Consider the following 15,324-nt stretch of genomic DNA (forward strand, 5'->3'; position numbering starts at 1 on the left):
GTCATCCGGCGTCGGCGAAGATCAGGCCAGCCAGCGGCCTCAGCGTCGATCCGTCCGCTTCGGTCCAGTTGACCCCCGCGATCCGCCGCGCGCCGGCAGGCGCAGACCAGTCCACGGCCTCGAAGCCCAAGTTGAACACGCACAGCAGACGCTCGCCGCCCTCGGCCCGTTCGAACCGGCGGAAGACCACCAGGTCGCCCGCGCTCTCGATCTCCAACCCGCCGGTCCGCAGCGCCGGATGGGCCTGACGCAGGGCGATGATGCGGCGCGCGGCATGCAGGATCGAGGTCGGGTCCGCCTCCTGCGCATCCACGGCCAGCGACAGATGGCGCGGATCGACCGGCAGCCAGGGCTCGACCGTCGAGAAGCCGGCGTTGGGCGCCGAGGCCACCCAGGGGATCGGCGTGCGGGCGCCGTCGCGGCCCAGAGTCTCAGGCCAGTTGGCGATGGCCTCGGGATCGACCAGCCGCTCGAACGGCACCTCGGCCTGCGGCAGGCCCAACTCTTCGCCCTGATAGACGAAGACATTGCCGCGCAGGCACATCAGCAACAGCAGGGCCATTTCCGAGAAGGCCTTCTCGTCCCGGCCCTGGGCCCAACGCGACACCGCGCGCGGCGCATCGTGGTTGGAGAAGGTCCAGGACGGCCAGCCCTCGCCCTGCTGATCCGGCCACATGCCGTCACCGAGGCCGATCAGTTCGCTCTTCAGCGTATCGGCATAGAGATAGAGGAAGCCATAGGCTGAGTGCAGGCGGTCGTTCCCGGCGGTGAATTCCTTCATCTCGCGGTCAGCGTGATCGCCGCCGACCTCCGCCACCGTGAACCGGCCTTCATAGCTGTCGGTCAGGGCGCGGATGCGGTTCAGGAAGCCGATGATGTCCGGGTGGGACTGATTGTAAATCTTGTCCTGGAAATCGAACGGCCGCGTGCGCTTCTTGCCGTCTTGGATCGGCGGATTGTCGCGCAGGGACGGATCGTGGATGGCGAAGTTGATCGCATCCAGGCGGAAGCCGTCCACCCCCCGGTCCAGCCAGAACCGCGCCGCTGCGATCAGGGCGTCCTGAACCGCCGGGTTCCTGACGTTCAGCTGAGGCTGCGAGGCCAGGAAGTTGTGCATGTAGTACTGGCCGCGCCGCGCGTCCCAGGTCCAGGCCGGGCCGCCGAACACCGACTGCCAGTTCGAGGGCGGCGAGCCGTCCGGCTTGGCGTCGGCCCAGACATACCAGTCGGCGTGGTCGCCGTTTCGGCTGGCCCGGCTGTCGGTGAACCAGGGATGTTCGTCCGAGGTGTGCGAAAAGACCTGATCGATGACGACCTTCAGCCCCAGTGCATGGGCGCGCGAGATCAGGGCGTCGAAGTCGGCCAACGTGCCGAAGATCGGATCGACGTCGCAATAGTCCGACACGTCGTAGCCGAAGTCCTTCATCGGCGACGTGAAGAAGGGCGACAGCCAGATGCCGTCGACGCCTAGAGAGGCGACGTGGTCGAGGTGCTGGGTGATGCCGTTCAGATCGCCGACGCCGTCGTCGTTGGAGTCGGCGAAGCTGCGCGGATAAATCTGATACAGCACCGCGCCGCGCCACCAGTCGTGCGCCAATGCGGGGGCGGCGTCAGCCGTGGAAAGATCGAGGGGCAGGGCAGTCACGGCACGCTCTTGCAGACGAGGTAATCGAGGGGGGGCACGCGAACGGCGACGCTGGCGGGTGCGGAGGATTCGGGTGCGCAATCGCCGCGCAGAGCTTGCCACCGCATTGAACCGGGCTCCACCTCGACTTGAGCGGCGACGGGCGTAGTCGAGCTGTTGAACAGGGCCAGGATCTCCGATCCGTCCTCGCCGACGCGCGACAGGGCGAACAGGCCGGGCTTGTCGCCATAGGCGCGCACGACCTGACGGCCGCGTCGCAGGGCCGGCTCCTCGGCGCGGATGCGGGTCATCTCTGCGATCGCCTGGTAGAGGGGGGCGTCCGTGGAATAGGCCGGCTGGCGACCGCCAACGGGCGTCTCGTTCGCATAGACCGGCGTGCGGCTGGGCCACATGTCCTGGCGCGAGTTTCCGTATCCGCCCGCGCCGGCGAAACCCTGTTCATCCCCGTAATAGAGCGTGGGCACGCCCCGGCTGAACATCATCAGGGCATGGGCCAGTTTGATGCGCGCCAGCACCTCGGCGTCGTCGGCGTTCGGATTAGCCTGTTTCACGAAGAAGCCGACCCGGCCCATGTCATGGTTGCCCAGGAAGGTCGGCAGGATGGCGGCGGTCTCGGCGCCCTTGTCATAGATCGTGTCGGCGTCGAACAGCTTGGCCAGGCCGTCGGTCCCGACCTTGCCGGCCGCCACATCGGTCGCCTGCTTCTGGAACGGGAAGTCCAGCACCGCCGGATAGCCGTCGACCCGCGTGAACCGCGCCGTCACCGCCGGATCGGGATCATAGACCTCGCCGAAGATGTGGAAGTTCGGAATGCCCTTGGCTTCGGCGCGGGCGATCATGGCGGGGATGAAGGCCTGCCAGAAGCCCGGGTTCACATGACGGGCGGTGTCGATGCGGAAGCCGTCGATCCCGTATTTGTCGATCCAGCCGCCGAAGATGTCGATCATGCCCTGGATGACCACCGGGTCCTCGGTCAGCAGGTCGTCCAGCCCGGCGAAATCCCCGTCCAGGCTGCTTTCGCCGGTGAAGGTGCTATCGCCCCGGTTATGATAGTGGATCGGGTCGTTAAGCCAGGCCGGAACCTTGGCGTTCTCCTCGCCCGCCGGGACATAGGGGGTGTAGGCGTAGTCGGGCTGGGTCAGGCGCGAGAAGTCGCGACCGTCAAAGCCCTCATTGATCGGCGCACCGTCGACGCCGCCGCGACGGGTGTAGGGATAGTCGGCGCGGCTGCGATAGGCGCAGCGACCCTCCGGGCATTCGCGATACTGGATGACGTCGGCGGTGTGGTTGGCGACGATGTCCAGATAGACCTTCATCCCGCGCGCATGGGCCGCCTCGACCAGGGCGCGCATCGCAGCCTCGTCGCCGAAGTGCGGATCGACGGCGGTGAAGTCGGTGATCCAGTAACCGTGGTGCGCCGCGCCGGTGTAGCCGCCATGGCTCTGCACCGGCTTGTTCTTGAACACGGGCGCCAGCCAGACCGCCGTCGCACCGAGGCCCTGGATATAGTCCAGCTGTTGGGTCACGCCCGCCAAGTCGCCGCCATGGTAAAAATCGGTATCGGCCGGATCGAACCCGCTCTTCAGCCGGTCGGCGGCATAACCGCCGTGGTCGTTCGTGGCATCGCCATTGGCGAACCGATCCGGCAGCAGGAAGTAGATCACCTCGTCCTGTGGAAGGCGTTGACGCAGAGCGGATAGGGCGTCTTCGGCCTGGCGCGTTTCCGCCGCCGTCGGCGTTGCGAAGCCGCTCAGCAGAGCCGCCGCCGCCATCGCCGCGTGCAACCCGGCCCTTCTGTGGGTTCCCCTCGCCATGACGCTCACTCCCTTGCGTCTGGAAAGTGCAAAGCCTTCCAGATCGATTTGCAAGATTTTGCAGCAATGAGCGGGGCTGTCAACGCGTCGCTGAAATGCTGCAATGCGTCACGGAAATGGCGCGATACCGCAAGTTCTTGTGTGCCGACGGCCTCGGAAACGGCTTGAAGTGCGACGGAAATCAGGCCTCCGCATTAACTGCTTGCAACATTCCCAAATATTTGCATATTTTTGCGACGGCTTCAGATCGCGACGTTCAGAATCGCGGTCAGCCCCAGGGAGGATGACCATGTTCCAACGTCTCAACCGGCGCGCGCGCCTGCTATCCGGCGTCGCCTTCGGCGCAGCCGCCCTGATGGCGGTCGGCTCGGCCCACGCACAAACCGCCGCGACAACGCAGGCCGACGATCAGGCGACGCAGGTCGATGAGATCGTCGTCACCGGCATTCGCCGTTCGATCGAAGCCGCGATCTCGGCTAAAGCGAGCAACACCTCGATCGTCGAAGTCATCTCGGCCGAAGACATCGGCAAGCTGCCGGACGTCTCGATCGCTGAATCCCTGGCGCGACTTCCGGGCGTGACGATGCAGCGTCTCGACGGCCGCAGCCAGGCGATCTCCATCCGTGGTTTGGGTCCCGACTTCACCACCGCCCTGCTGAACGGGCGCGAACTGGTCACCACTGGCGACAACCGCGGCGTCGAGTTCGACCAGTTCCCCGCCGAACTGCTGAACAGCGTCGTCGTCTACAAGACCCCGGACGCGGCCCTGATCGGCCAAGGCCTGGGCGGCACTGTCGATCTGCGCACCGTGCGCCCGCTGGCCTATGGCCGCCAGGCCATCGCCATGAACTATCGCCACGAGTGGAACGAGATCGGCGCACTGAATTCGGGCACGACCGACAACGGCGACCGTTACACCATCTCCTACATCGACCAGTTCCTGGACGGCACGCTGGGCGTGGCCCTGGGCTACGCCCACATGAGCTCGCCCTATCAGTCCGAGCGCTTCAACGCCTGGGGCTATCCCAACTACACGGACGGCAATCTGCTGACCGGCGGCGTGAAGCCCTATGTGATGTCGTCGGAGCTGGAGCGCGACGGCTATATGGGTGTGCTGGAATGGCGCCCGAACGATCGCATCCACTCCACGATCGACGCCTTCTATTCCGAGTTCAAGAACACCCAGGTTCTGCGCGGCATCGAATTCCCGCTGGCCTGGGGTGGCTCCTCAGGTGACTGCACCGTGAACGTCCCTTCGGCGGTCTGCCGTCCCGGCCCCGCGCTGCGTCCTGGCTACACGGTCCAGGACGGCCTGATCGTCGCCGGCACCTGGGACAACATCAAGGGCGTGGTCCGCAACGACCTGAACAAGCGCGACAGCAACATCACCGCCTTGGGCTGGAATACCGAGTTCACGCTCAGCGACGACTGGTCGGCGAACCTGGACCTCAGCTATTCGAAGGTCGAGCGTAACGACATCATCTTGGAAACCAACGCCGGCACCGGCCGCAACATCAATGGCGCGCTGGACACTCTGGGCTTTGAACTGACCGACGATGGCGTGACCCGCTTCACCAGCCGTCTGAACTACGCCGATCCGAACCTGATCCGCATCACCAGCCCGCAAGGGTGGGGCGGCGACGTCATTCCGGGCGGTCAGGCCGGCTATATGAACACGCCCTCCATCGAGGACGAGATCAAGGCGGCGCGCTTCTCCGTAACACGCCAACTGCACCAGAGCCCGTTCAAGTCGATCGACTTCGGCGCCAACTATACCGAGCGTCAGAAGAGCTTCGTCAACGATCAGTTCTATCTCGGCGTCCCCGGCGGCGGCGATTTGACCGTGCCTTCTGCCTTCCTGCTGGACCCGACCGACCTTGGCTATCTCGGCATCAGCGCCGTGCTGAGCTACGACGCTCTGGGCCTGGTCAACAGCGGCGCGTTGAACCGCGTCCGCAACCCGAACGCCGACGTCACCGCCGGCAACTGGGAAGTGACGGAAAAAGTCTCGACCGCCTACGTCCGCGCCAACATCGATCACAACCTGTTCGGCCGCGCCCTGACCGGCAACGTCGGCATGCAGTTCGTCTATACCGATCAAAGCTCCAGCGGCTTCTCGGCTCGTCAGGTCGGACCGGGTGTCTCCGAGACTATCGCGGTGACGGGCGGCGACGAATATCTGGAGATTTTGCCTAGCGCGAACTTCATCCTGGAAACAGGCGAGGACATGTTCACTCGTCTGGCGGTTTCGCGCACCCTAGCGCGTCCGCGCATGGACGATATGCGCGCCTCGCGGAACTACAGCTATAACCCCAGCTTGGCCCAATCGACCGACATCAACCGTTCTCCGTGGGGCGGCGGCGGCGGCAATCCGGAACTGCGGCCGTACATCGCGGACGTGATCGACGTGTCGTTCGAGAAGTATTTCGCCAACCGCAAGGGCTACATCTCGCTGGCGGCCTTCTACAAGAATCTGGAAAGCTACGTCTTTAATCGCAACCAGATCTTCGACTTTACCGGCTATCCGATCGGCGTGATTTCGCCGACCAACCCCGAGCCAGCGTTGCGCCAAGGCCTGGTCGGCGCGCCTGACAATGGCGAAGGCGGCTGGATCAAGGGTCTGGAGCTGTCGATCTCGGCGCCGTTCGACATCTTCCATCCGGCCCTGGAAGGTTTCGGCGCCCAGTTCAGCGCCTCGACCACGGACAGCGAGGTCCAGCCGGATCCGACCCAGGCCCCGACCGCTCTGCCGGGTCTGTCGGAGAACGTGATCAACGGCTCGCTGTACTATGAGCGCTACGGCTTCCAGTCGCGGATTTCGGCCCGCTATCGCTCGGATTATCTGGGCGAGGTCGCCGGCTTCGGCAACGGCCGCACCCTGCGTTCGGTCGCGGCGGAAACCGTGGTCGATGCCCAGGTCGGCTATGAGTTCCAGTCCGGTCCGCTGGAAGGCCTGTCGGTTCTGGCTCAGGTCAACAACCTGACCGACGAGCCGTTCAAGACCTTCGAAAACGGCGATGAGCGCCGGACGATCGACTATCAGCACTACGGCCGCACCTTCGCGGTCGGGCTGAACTACAAGTTCTGATTTCCCCTCTCTTCTGAGCAAACTTGGGCCGCCGCGTTCGCGAGGCGGCCCTTTTCTTTGCCTGCGCCCCGGCTCGGCGGGAAAGTTTCGTTACAGAGCGCGCTTTTCGGCTGGACGCGCCTTTCGCGATGTCCGAACCAAGCAGGATGAGAACCGCGCGACCACAGCGCGGCCGTTCGATTTCACTGGGGGATCATTCATGACCGTTCCGGACGCCGGAAAACGCCAGGGCGCAGGCTTGGCCTTCGCCTATGTCACCACGCTGTTCTTTGCCTGGGGCTTTGCGACCTCGCTGATCGATCCGCTGATCGCGGCGGTGAAGCGGGTGTTCGACCTGAACAACGCCGAGGCCTTCCTGACCACCTTCGCCTGGTTCATCGCCTACGGGCTGATGTCCCTGCCGGCGGCCTCGGTGCTCAGCAAGCTGGGCTACAGCCGCTCGATCATTGGCGCCCTGATCGTCATGGTCGCGGGTTGTCTGATCGTGCCGGCAGCGACCGCCGCCGACTGGTATCCCGGCGTGCTGATCGCCCTGTTCGTCATCGCCTCGGGCGTCACCCTGCTGCAGGTCGCGGCCAACCCGCTGGTCGCCGAGCTGGGCAGCCCCAAAAACGCCTCCAGCCGTTTGAACCTGTCGCAGGCCTTCAACTCGCTAGGCACGACCGTGGGGCCGTGGCTGGGCTCGCACGTCCTGCTGACGGGCGGCGTCTTCGCCGCTGGCGCAGTGGTCACCGCCGCCACCCGCACCCAGTCGCTGCGCAGCATCGACATGGCCTTCCTAGGCATGGGCGCCTTCTTCGCCTTGATCGCCGTCTTCATCTTCACGGCGCGCAAGAAGATCAATGCGGCGGCGCCTGAATCGCACAATGCGGTTTCGCCGCTGAAGGCCCTGTCGTCGCCGTGGGCCGTGTTCGGCGCCCTGGCCATCTTCCTCTACGTCGGTTCCGAAGTCGCCATCGGCGGCATGCTGACCAACTTCCTGGAAAGCCCCGACATCCTGAACGCTCCCATCGAGACGGCGGGTAAGATGGTGGCCCTGTATTGGGGCGGCGCCATGGTCGGCCGCTTCATCGGTTCGGCCGTCTTGACCAAGGTGCGCCCCGGCATCGTCCTGGCCTGCTGCACCGTCGCGGCGGCCGTCCTGTGCCTGACCGTCAGCCAGATCGGCGGCCCGACGGCGGCCTATGCCGTCCTGTCAATCGGCCTGTTCAACTCGATCATGTTCCCCACCATCTTCACCTTGACGCTGGAGCGCTCGACCGCCCCGACATCGGCGACGTCGGGCCTGCTGGTGTTTGGCATCATCGGCGGCGCTCTGCTGCCTCAAGTCGCGGCGCATATCGCCGATGCGGCCGGCAAGCTTCAGCCCGCCTTCATCGTGCCGATGCTGGGCTACGTCGGCCTGACCATCTTCGCCATCGGCTGCATCCGCACTAAGGCGCGGACCGAAGTGACCTCGACCGCCTCCCACTGAGGCTGGTCGCCACACAAGACAAAGGGCGCGGAGGTCAGCCTCCGCGCCCTTTTTCATTTCGGCGATTGGGTCAGCCGTCGATCAGGGACTGAAGAATGGGCGCCAGGCGGTCGCGCATCTCCTCGCATTGGGCGGGTTCGATGTTGAAGCTGCCGCCGCCCAGTTCGCGACTGACTGACATGCCCATGATGAAACCGGCCAGGAGACGCGCGCGGACCGTGGCGTCCGGCCCGCTCAGCCATTCCTCCAGCGGACCGAAGAACCGCTGGGTGCAGGTGTTCTGAACCATCTCCGACGCCTTGGCCGAGCCGATGGAGCGCAGCATGATCGACATGCCCTTCAGCTTTTCGGCCTTCTTGGGTTCGAAGACGATCTCGTGCGCCACGCGCCGGCCGAAGTCGGCCTTTTCGCCCTGCATCAGGGCGCTGCCGTCGCCGCAGCTGTCCAGCGCGGCCAGGAACAGGTCGTCCTTGGAGCCGAAGTAGCGGCTGATCAGGGCCGCATCGACGCCGACATCGCGGGCGATGTCGCGCATGCCCACGTCGTCATAGCTCTCGGCCGCGAATCTCTCGCGCGCAGCATCGAGAATGGCCGTGCGCGTGGCGGCGGCGTTTCTCGGGCGTGGGCCGGGACATAACAAGGTGATGACACTCCACAGACAATAACCGTAGATCACATATGGCTTTGTCAACGTCTGTTGACAAGCGCCACGGCTCCGACCATTAAGTCACCACGCGTTGACAAGGCCGACTCCCCATCGGCCTCTGTCCGCACGACAGGGATTTACCTCCGACAGGGAGATGCGCAGATGCGCGGGCTGAAGATTGCGGCGGTATCCGTCATGGTGACGGGTGCGCTTTATGGTTGTTCCCCAAAGGCAGAGGCGCCCGCACAAGGCGCGCCGCCCGTGACGGTGGCTGTGCCGCTCAAGCAGCAGGTGCGGGACTGGGACGAGTTCACCGGTCGCTTCGAAGCGGTCGAGAGCGTGGACGTGCGCGCCCGCGTCGGCGGCTATATCCAGGCTGTCCACTTCCGCGACGGCCAGATGGTCCAGCGCGGCCAGTTGCTGTTCACCCTGGATCCGCGCCCGGCCCAGGCCGCCCTAGCGCAGGCTCAGGCCCAGGTGGCCCAGGCTCAGTCGCAACTGTCGCTGGCCCGCGCCAACCTGGCTCGTAGCGAGGCCCTGCTGGCCTCGCAGGCGGTGTCCAAGGCCGAATATGATTCCAACAAGGCGGCCGTCGATGCGGCCCAGGCCAATCTGGCGGCCGGCAACGCCGCCGTCCGCAATGCGCGTCTGAACCTGGAATACACTCGCGTCACCGCGCCGACCTCGGGTCGCGTGTCCGACCGTCGCGTCGATCCGGGCAATGTCATCGCCGGCGGTTCGTCGGCCGGTGACATCCTGACCACGATCATCTCGGGCGGCCCGATCCATTTCGTCTTCGACGGCTCGGAAGCGGTCCTGCTGAAATACTTGCGTCAGGGCGGCGCCAATCAGGGCGCGGTCGTCAACGTGCGCTTGCAGGACGAGAGCACGTACAAGCATACCGGCCGTCTCGACTTCTCTGACAACGCCGTGGACACCGCCTCGGGCGTGATCCGTCTGCGCGCCATCCTGCCCAACGCCGACGGCTTCCTGCGTCCGGGCATGTTCGGCAGCGCGCAGGTCGCGGGCGCCGGCGCCTATGACGCCCTGCTGGTCCCGGATTCGGCCATCGGCACGGATCAGGCCCGCCGCACCGTCGCCGTGGTCAACGCCGACGGCACCGTGACGAACAAGGCCGTTCAGCTCGGCCCGATCGTGCAGGGCTTGCGCGTCGTCCGTTCGGGCCTGGCCCCGACTGACCGCGTCATCATCGCGGGTCTGCAACGCGCCGCTCAGCCGGGCTCCAAGGTCACGCCCAAGAACGGGAAGATCGAACCCGTCGCCGGCGATGCGTCCCAGGCGCCCGTCACCCAGTCGGCGCCCGCGTCCAGCGCCTCCTTCGCCAACAGCCTGCCGGCCGGCTAAGCCATGAACATCTCCCGCTTCTTCATCGACCGGCCGATCTTCGCGGCCGTGATCGCGGTGGTGATCTCCATCATCGGCATCGCCGCCTATCCGCTGCTGCCGCTGTCGCAGTATCCGGAGATCGCGCCGCCGACGATCACCATCAACGCCGCCTATCCCGGCGCCTCGGCCGAGACGCTGGCCGAAACCGTCGCCGCCCCCATCGAGCAGGAGGTGAACGGCGTCGAGAACATGCTCTACATCTCCTCCTCGTCCACATCGGACGGGGCGGTGGCCATCACCGTGACCTTCCAGCCCGGCACGGACCTGGATTCTGCACAGGTGCTGGTCCAGAACCGGGTTGCCTTGGCCGAACCCCGCCTTCCCGAGGCGGTTCGCCAGACGGGCGTCGTGGTCAACAAGGCCGAGAGCGGCTTCCTGATGATCCTGGGGCTGACGTCGCCCGACGGAACCCTGGATAACGACTATGTCGGCAACTACGCCAACTCCACGCTGCGAGACCGTCTGCTGCGGATCGAGGGCGTGGGCGCGGTTCAGGTGTTCGGCGGCGGCAACTATTCGATGCGCGTCTGGATCGACCCGGCCAAGGCGGCCGAGCGCGGTCTGACGGGTCCCGAGATCGTTTCCGCCTTGCGCGCCCAGAACGTTCAGGCCGCCGCCGGCTCCATCGGCCAGCCGCCGTTCCCCAACAGCGCGGCCGCCTTCCAACTGCCGGTCCAGGTTCAGGGTCGTCTCAGCGATCCCAATGAGTTCGCCAACGTCGTGCTGAAGACGGACGCCCAGGGCCGTGTCACCTATCTGCGCGACGTGGCGCGGATCGAACTGGGTGCCCAGGACTACGGCATCCGCGGCTTCTTCGACGGCCAGCGCGGCGTCGGCATCGCCATCGTTCAACAGCCGGGCGCCAACGCCCTGGGCACCGCCGACCGCGTCCTGAAAGAGGTCGAGGCCCTGAAGTCCGAAGTGCCCGCCGGCATGAAGGTGGACGTGCCCTACAACCCGACCGAATTCGTCGCCGCCTCGGTGGAGTCGGTTCAGCACACCCTGGTCGAAGCCGTCATCCTGGTCATCATCGTGGTCATGGTCTTCCTGCAGACCTGGCGCGCGGCCATTATCCCCATCGTCGCCATCCCCGTCGCCCTCGTTGGCACCTTCGCGGTGCAGCTGGCGCTGGGCTATTCGATCAACTCCCTGTCCCTGTTCGCCCTTGTCCTCGCGGTCGGCATCGTCGTCGATGACGCCATCGTCGTAGTCGAGAACGTGGAGCGGGCCATCGGTGAAGGGCTCAGTCCCAAGGAGGCTGCCTATCGATCGATGCAGGAGGTTTCCGGTGCCCTTATCGCCATCGGCCTGGTGCTGGTGTCGGTGTTCGTGCCGACGATGTTTGTGCCCGGCATCCCCGGCATCTTCTATCGCCAGTTCGCGGTCGTCATCGCCTCGGCCTCGGTCATCTCCTTGTTCGTGTCCCTGACCCTGTCGCCGGCCATGGCCGCCCTGCTGCTGAAGCCGCACAAGAAGGATCATGAGCACGCTCGCAAGCCGGGCGTCCTGGGCACGGTCGTCTATTATGGCGGCTGGGCCGGGCGGAAGTTCAACGAGGGCTTCGATTGGCTGTCGGATCGTTACGGCCGCCTGACCGCGCGTCTGGTGCGCACGGTCGGTCTGGTGCTGATCATCTACGCGGGTCTTCTGGGCCTGACCGCCTGGCGTCTGGTCGACACCCCCTCGGGCTTTATCCCTGAACAGGACCAAGGCTTCCTGATCGGCGTCATCCAACTGCCGGCGGGCGCGTCTCTGGATCGCACCCAGGCGGTGATGGAACGCGCCACCAAGATCATCCAGGGCACCGCCGGGGTGAACGGCACCGTGGCCTTCGCCGGTCTGGACGGCTCCAGCTTCTCGTTCGGCTCCAACGCCGCCACCATCTTCGTGCGTCTGAACGGCTTCGAGGAACGCTCCAAGGAAGAGGCCGCCACGGCCTTGGCCGGCGCCATCACCCAGGCGACCGGACAGATCGAGGACGCTCAGATCTTCGTCATCGCCCCGCCGGCGGTCCAGGGTCTGGGCACCGGCAACGGTTTCTCGATGATGATCCAGGACCGCGAAGGCGCCGGCTATCGTCCGCTGGAAGGCGCGACCTTCGCCATGATGGGCGCCGCCGCCCAGAAGCCGACCGAGGTCAGTCAGGTCTTCTCGACCTACAACACGGCCTCGCCGCGCATCACCGCCGACGTCGATCGTGACAAGGCGCTGATGCTGGGCGTCCAACCCAGCGCGGTGTTCGACACACTGGGCGTCTATCTGGGCTCGTCCTACGTCAACGACTTCAACATGCTGGGCCGCACCTTCCGGGTGACGGCGCAGGCGGAGCCGACGGCGCGCGACGACATCGCCGACATCGCCAATCTGAAGACCAAGTCGTCCACGGGCGCCATGGTGCCGATCGGATCGGTGGCCAACCTGGTCAACGATTCCGGCCCGGCGCGGATCGTGCGCTACAACCTGTTCCCGGCGGCCGAGCTTCAGGGCAACGCCGCAGCAGGGGTCTCTTCCGGCGAGGCGCTGCAGGTCATGGAAACCATGGCCGCCCAGACCCTGCCGCAGGGCTTCTCCTACGAATGGACGGGTCTGGCCTATCAGCAGAAGGCGGCGGGTTCCGGCGCGACGGTCATCTTCCTGATGGCGGTGGTGTTCGTCTTCTTGGTGCTGGCGGCTCAGTACGAAGCGTTCACGCTTCCGCTGGCGGTCATCCTGATCGTGCCGATGTGTCTGCTGGCTGCCATCATCGGGGTGAACCTGCGTGGCCTGGACAACAACATCCTGGTCCAGATCGGTCTGGTCGTTCTGATCGCCTTGGCGGCCAAGAACGCCATCCTGATCGTCGAGTTCGCCAAACAGGCTGAGGAAGAGCAGGGCATGAACCGGTTCGAGGCTGCGGTCGCCGCCGCCAAGACCCGCCTGCGTCCAATCCTGATGACCTCGTTCGCCTTCATCCTCGGCGTCGTGCCGCTGATGCTGGCCTCGGGGCCGGGCGCCGAGATGCGTCAGTCGCTGGGCACGTCCGTCTTCTCGGGCATGCTGGGCGTGACCTTCTTCGGCCTGATCTTCACCCCGGTCTTCTATGTGGTCAGCCGCTGGCTGTCCTCGAAACTGCCGCAAGGCAAGAAACCGACCCCGACGCCTGACCGTCCTTCGGACCGGCCCGTGCGTTATGACGAAACCAGCGACCTGACCGATCCGAACGGGCCTGCGCCCGCGACCGGCCGGGGAGGGGACATCTGATGACCCGCAACAAGACCCTCAGCTTCCTGACCGCCGCAGCCTCCAGCGCCCTGCTGGCCGCCTGCGCGGTCGGGCCTAAGGCGCCCGTCGCCGACCTGCCCGTCGCCGGCACGGCCGCCTTCGTCGGCTCGGCCAGTCCCACCGTCTCGACCGCTGCGGCGCGCGACGACTGGTGGCGGCTTTACGAAGACCCCACGCTGGACGCCCTGATCCAGCAGGCCTTCGCCGAGAACAACCAGCTCGAGGCCGCCTTCGCCAATCTGCGCGCGGTCCGGGCGTCGCTGTCGGAGGCCCGCGTGGGTCGTTTCCCGACCACGACGACCAGCGCCCAGGCGCAGCGCAGCCGCGCCTCCGCCGCCACGGTCCAGGGCCTGCCCGCAGGGCAAGATGCGCCCGAGATCGACACCTATGACGTCGGCATTCAGGCGGCCTATGAGGTCGATCTGTTCGGACGGGTGGAGTCCACCATCCGCGCCGCCCGCGCCGACGCCCGCGCCGCCGAGGCCGCCCTGGCCACGGTCCAGGTGACGGTCGCGGCCGAGACGACCCGCGCCTATGCCGACACCTGCTCGGCCAATGCGCAGATCGCGGTCGCCGAACGGACGCTGGAGCTGCAACGCAATACCGCCAACCTGACCCAGACCCTGCTCGACGGCGGGGCGGGCACGGGGCTGGATGTGGCCAGCGCCCGCGCGGCCCTGGCCCAGACGGCGGCGACCCTGCCGACCCTGCGCGCAGCCCGTAACGAGGCCCTGTTCCGCCTAGCGACCCTGACCGGCCGCACCCCGGCCGAGGCCAGCCAGGCCGCCGCCGCCTGCGTGCGTACGCCGCAGCTCAGCCAGCCGATCCCGGTCGGCGATGGCGCGGCGCTTCTGGCCCGCCGTCCCGACGTGCGCCAGGCCGAGGCCGAACTGGCCGCCGCCGCCGCGCGCGTGAACGTGGCGACCGCCAACCTGTTTCCGCAGATCAGCCTGGGCGGATCGTTCGGCTCCACCGCGCTGGACGCTGGGGAACTGGGCGACGACCAGAACTTCCGCTTCAGCTTCGGTCCGCTGATCAGCTGGTCCTTCCCCAACGTCTTCGCCGCCCGCGCTCAGATCAAGGCCGCCGGCGCCCGTTCGGACGCCGCTCTGGCGAACTTCGACCAGACGGTGCTGACGGCCCTGCAGGAGACGGAAACGGCCCTGTCCAACTACGCTAACGAACTGGACCGCCGTGCGGCCCTGACCGAAGCCAGGGACCAGGCCGCCCGCGCCGCCGACCTGTCGCGCCTGCGCTTCAACGCCGGCGCCGACAGCTTCCTGCTGGTGCTCGACGCCGAACGCACCCAGGCGGCGGCAGACGCGGCTTTGGCCCAGTCCGACGCCCTGGTCACGACCTATCAGATCGCCCTGTTCCGCGCCCTGGCCGGGGGTTGGCAAGCCGACAGCTGATCGCGTCGCGATGCTGAAACAAGGGGGCCGGGCGATGCATCGCCCGGCCCTTTTTCGTTCGTCCACAGTTTGGCGACTGTCTGGGTGTTCTGCATTTGTTCCATTCATGCTCTAACCGTCTGCGGCGGTCGGCGGTGTGATGGAGGATCAGATGAACGACGGAATCCTGGCCCATATGATGGCCGAACTGGATGCGGAGCTGGCGCGGGCGGAGCCGTCCTTGCCCGCCCATCCCGAACATACGCGCCAGACCGAGATCATGCGCGCCCTGGCCCTCGGGCTGGGGAACTTCGAGCGGATGCGGGCGCACGACGTGCATCTGCTCGCCGCCAGCCTGTCGCCGCGATCGGCCTGATCCGGCGTCAGGGCTTGCGCTTGAACGTGTCGCCGATCTCGGCGGCGTCCGGACCGTCCGGTCCTGCGCTCTGGCGCTCGGCCTGACCGACCGCCTTGGTCGCCTTGTCGGAGGTCAGGGCGTCCGGCTTGCCGGCGGGATCGGCGCTGTTCTCTTCACGACCCTTGGTCTGTTCGCGGTCCATGTTGCTCTCCGTTGCTGGGAGAGGTAGCGCGATGGGGA

At 66.3% G+C, this 15,324-nt stretch carries 10 protein-coding genes; 6 read left to right on the top strand and 4 right to left on the bottom strand.

The window, feature by feature from the left end; all coding sequences use genetic code 11:
* Window position 1: 1 nt before the first annotated feature.
* Both AC3WRC_RS02030 and AC3WRC_RS02035 read right to left on the bottom strand, forming a co-directional pair.
* Window positions 2–1,645 carry an alpha-amylase family glycosyl hydrolase gene (locus AC3WRC_RS02030; protein WP_492302715.1) on the bottom strand — a complete coding sequence of 548 codons (1,644 nt, stop codon included), beginning with the start codon at window positions 1,643–1,645 and terminating at the stop codon, window positions 2–4.
* Window positions 1,642–3,459 carry an alpha-amylase family glycosyl hydrolase gene (locus AC3WRC_RS02035; protein ID WP_492302716.1) on the bottom strand — a complete coding sequence of 606 codons (1,818 nt, stop codon included), beginning with the start codon at window positions 3,457–3,459 and terminating at the stop codon, window positions 1,642–1,644. Before AC3WRC_RS02035 ends, AC3WRC_RS02030 begins: the two co-directional genes overlap by 4 nt.
* 289 nt (window positions 3,460–3,748) lie before the next feature.
* Here AC3WRC_RS02035 and AC3WRC_RS02040 point away from each other — a divergent pair, with 289 nt between their 5' ends.
* Together AC3WRC_RS02040 and AC3WRC_RS02045 are read left to right on the top strand one after the other, a co-directional pair.
* On the top strand, window positions 3,749–6,547 hold the full coding sequence (locus AC3WRC_RS02040; protein ID WP_492302717.1) for a TonB-dependent receptor: 2,799 nt from the start codon (window positions 3,749–3,751) through the stop codon (window positions 6,545–6,547).
* Window positions 6,548–6,746: 199 nt separating this feature from the next.
* Window positions 6,747–8,021 carry a sugar MFS transporter gene (locus AC3WRC_RS02045; protein ID WP_492302719.1) on the top strand — a complete coding sequence of 425 codons (1,275 nt, stop codon included), beginning with the start codon at window positions 6,747–6,749 and terminating at the stop codon, window positions 8,019–8,021.
* 70 nt (window positions 8,022–8,091) lie between these two features.
* On the opposite strand, the gene AC3WRC_RS02050 is transcribed toward AC3WRC_RS02045, so the two are convergent.
* Window positions 8,092–8,697 (bottom strand): TetR/AcrR family transcriptional regulator, encoded by a 606-nt coding sequence (locus AC3WRC_RS02050; RefSeq protein WP_240893620.1) that lies wholly within the window; start codon window positions 8,695–8,697, stop codon window positions 8,092–8,094.
* Window positions 8,698–8,829: 132 nt separating this feature from the next.
* Between AC3WRC_RS02050 and AC3WRC_RS02055 the strand changes: the two genes are divergently transcribed.
* From AC3WRC_RS02055 to AC3WRC_RS02070, 4 genes are all read left to right on the top strand, one after another.
* Window positions 8,830–10,032: an efflux RND transporter periplasmic adaptor subunit gene (locus AC3WRC_RS02055; RefSeq protein WP_055803768.1), complete on the top strand. Its 1,203-nt coding sequence runs from the start codon at window positions 8,830–8,832 to the stop codon at window positions 10,030–10,032.
* Window positions 10,033–10,035: 3 nt separating this feature from the next.
* A complete protein-coding gene (locus AC3WRC_RS02060; protein ID WP_492302721.1) occupies window positions 10,036–13,314 on the top strand; it encodes an efflux RND transporter permease subunit in 3,279 nt (1,092 codons plus the stop codon).
* On the top strand, window positions 13,314–14,747 hold the full coding sequence (locus AC3WRC_RS02065; protein ID WP_492302723.1) for an efflux transporter outer membrane subunit: 1,434 nt from the start codon (window positions 13,314–13,316) through the stop codon (window positions 14,745–14,747). The genes AC3WRC_RS02060 and AC3WRC_RS02065 overlap by 1 nt, the downstream gene beginning before the upstream one ends.
* A gap of 151 nt (window positions 14,748–14,898) precedes the next feature.
* The gene (locus AC3WRC_RS02070) at window positions 14,899–15,102 is read left to right on the top strand and encodes a hypothetical protein (RefSeq protein ID WP_228763748.1); all 204 of its coding nucleotides are present in this window, start codon (window positions 14,899–14,901) and stop codon (window positions 15,100–15,102) included.
* A gap of 7 nt (window positions 15,103–15,109) precedes the next feature.
* Here AC3WRC_RS02070 and AC3WRC_RS02075 read toward each other — a convergent pair whose 3' ends face one another.
* Entirely contained in the window at window positions 15,110–15,286 is a 177-nt protein-coding gene (locus tag AC3WRC_RS02075; RefSeq protein WP_492302725.1) for a hypothetical protein, read from the bottom strand.
* Window positions 15,287–15,324: the final 38 nt, after the last annotated feature.

This window comes from Brevundimonas sp. EU05-FHT14B07, from assembly GCF_058790795.1.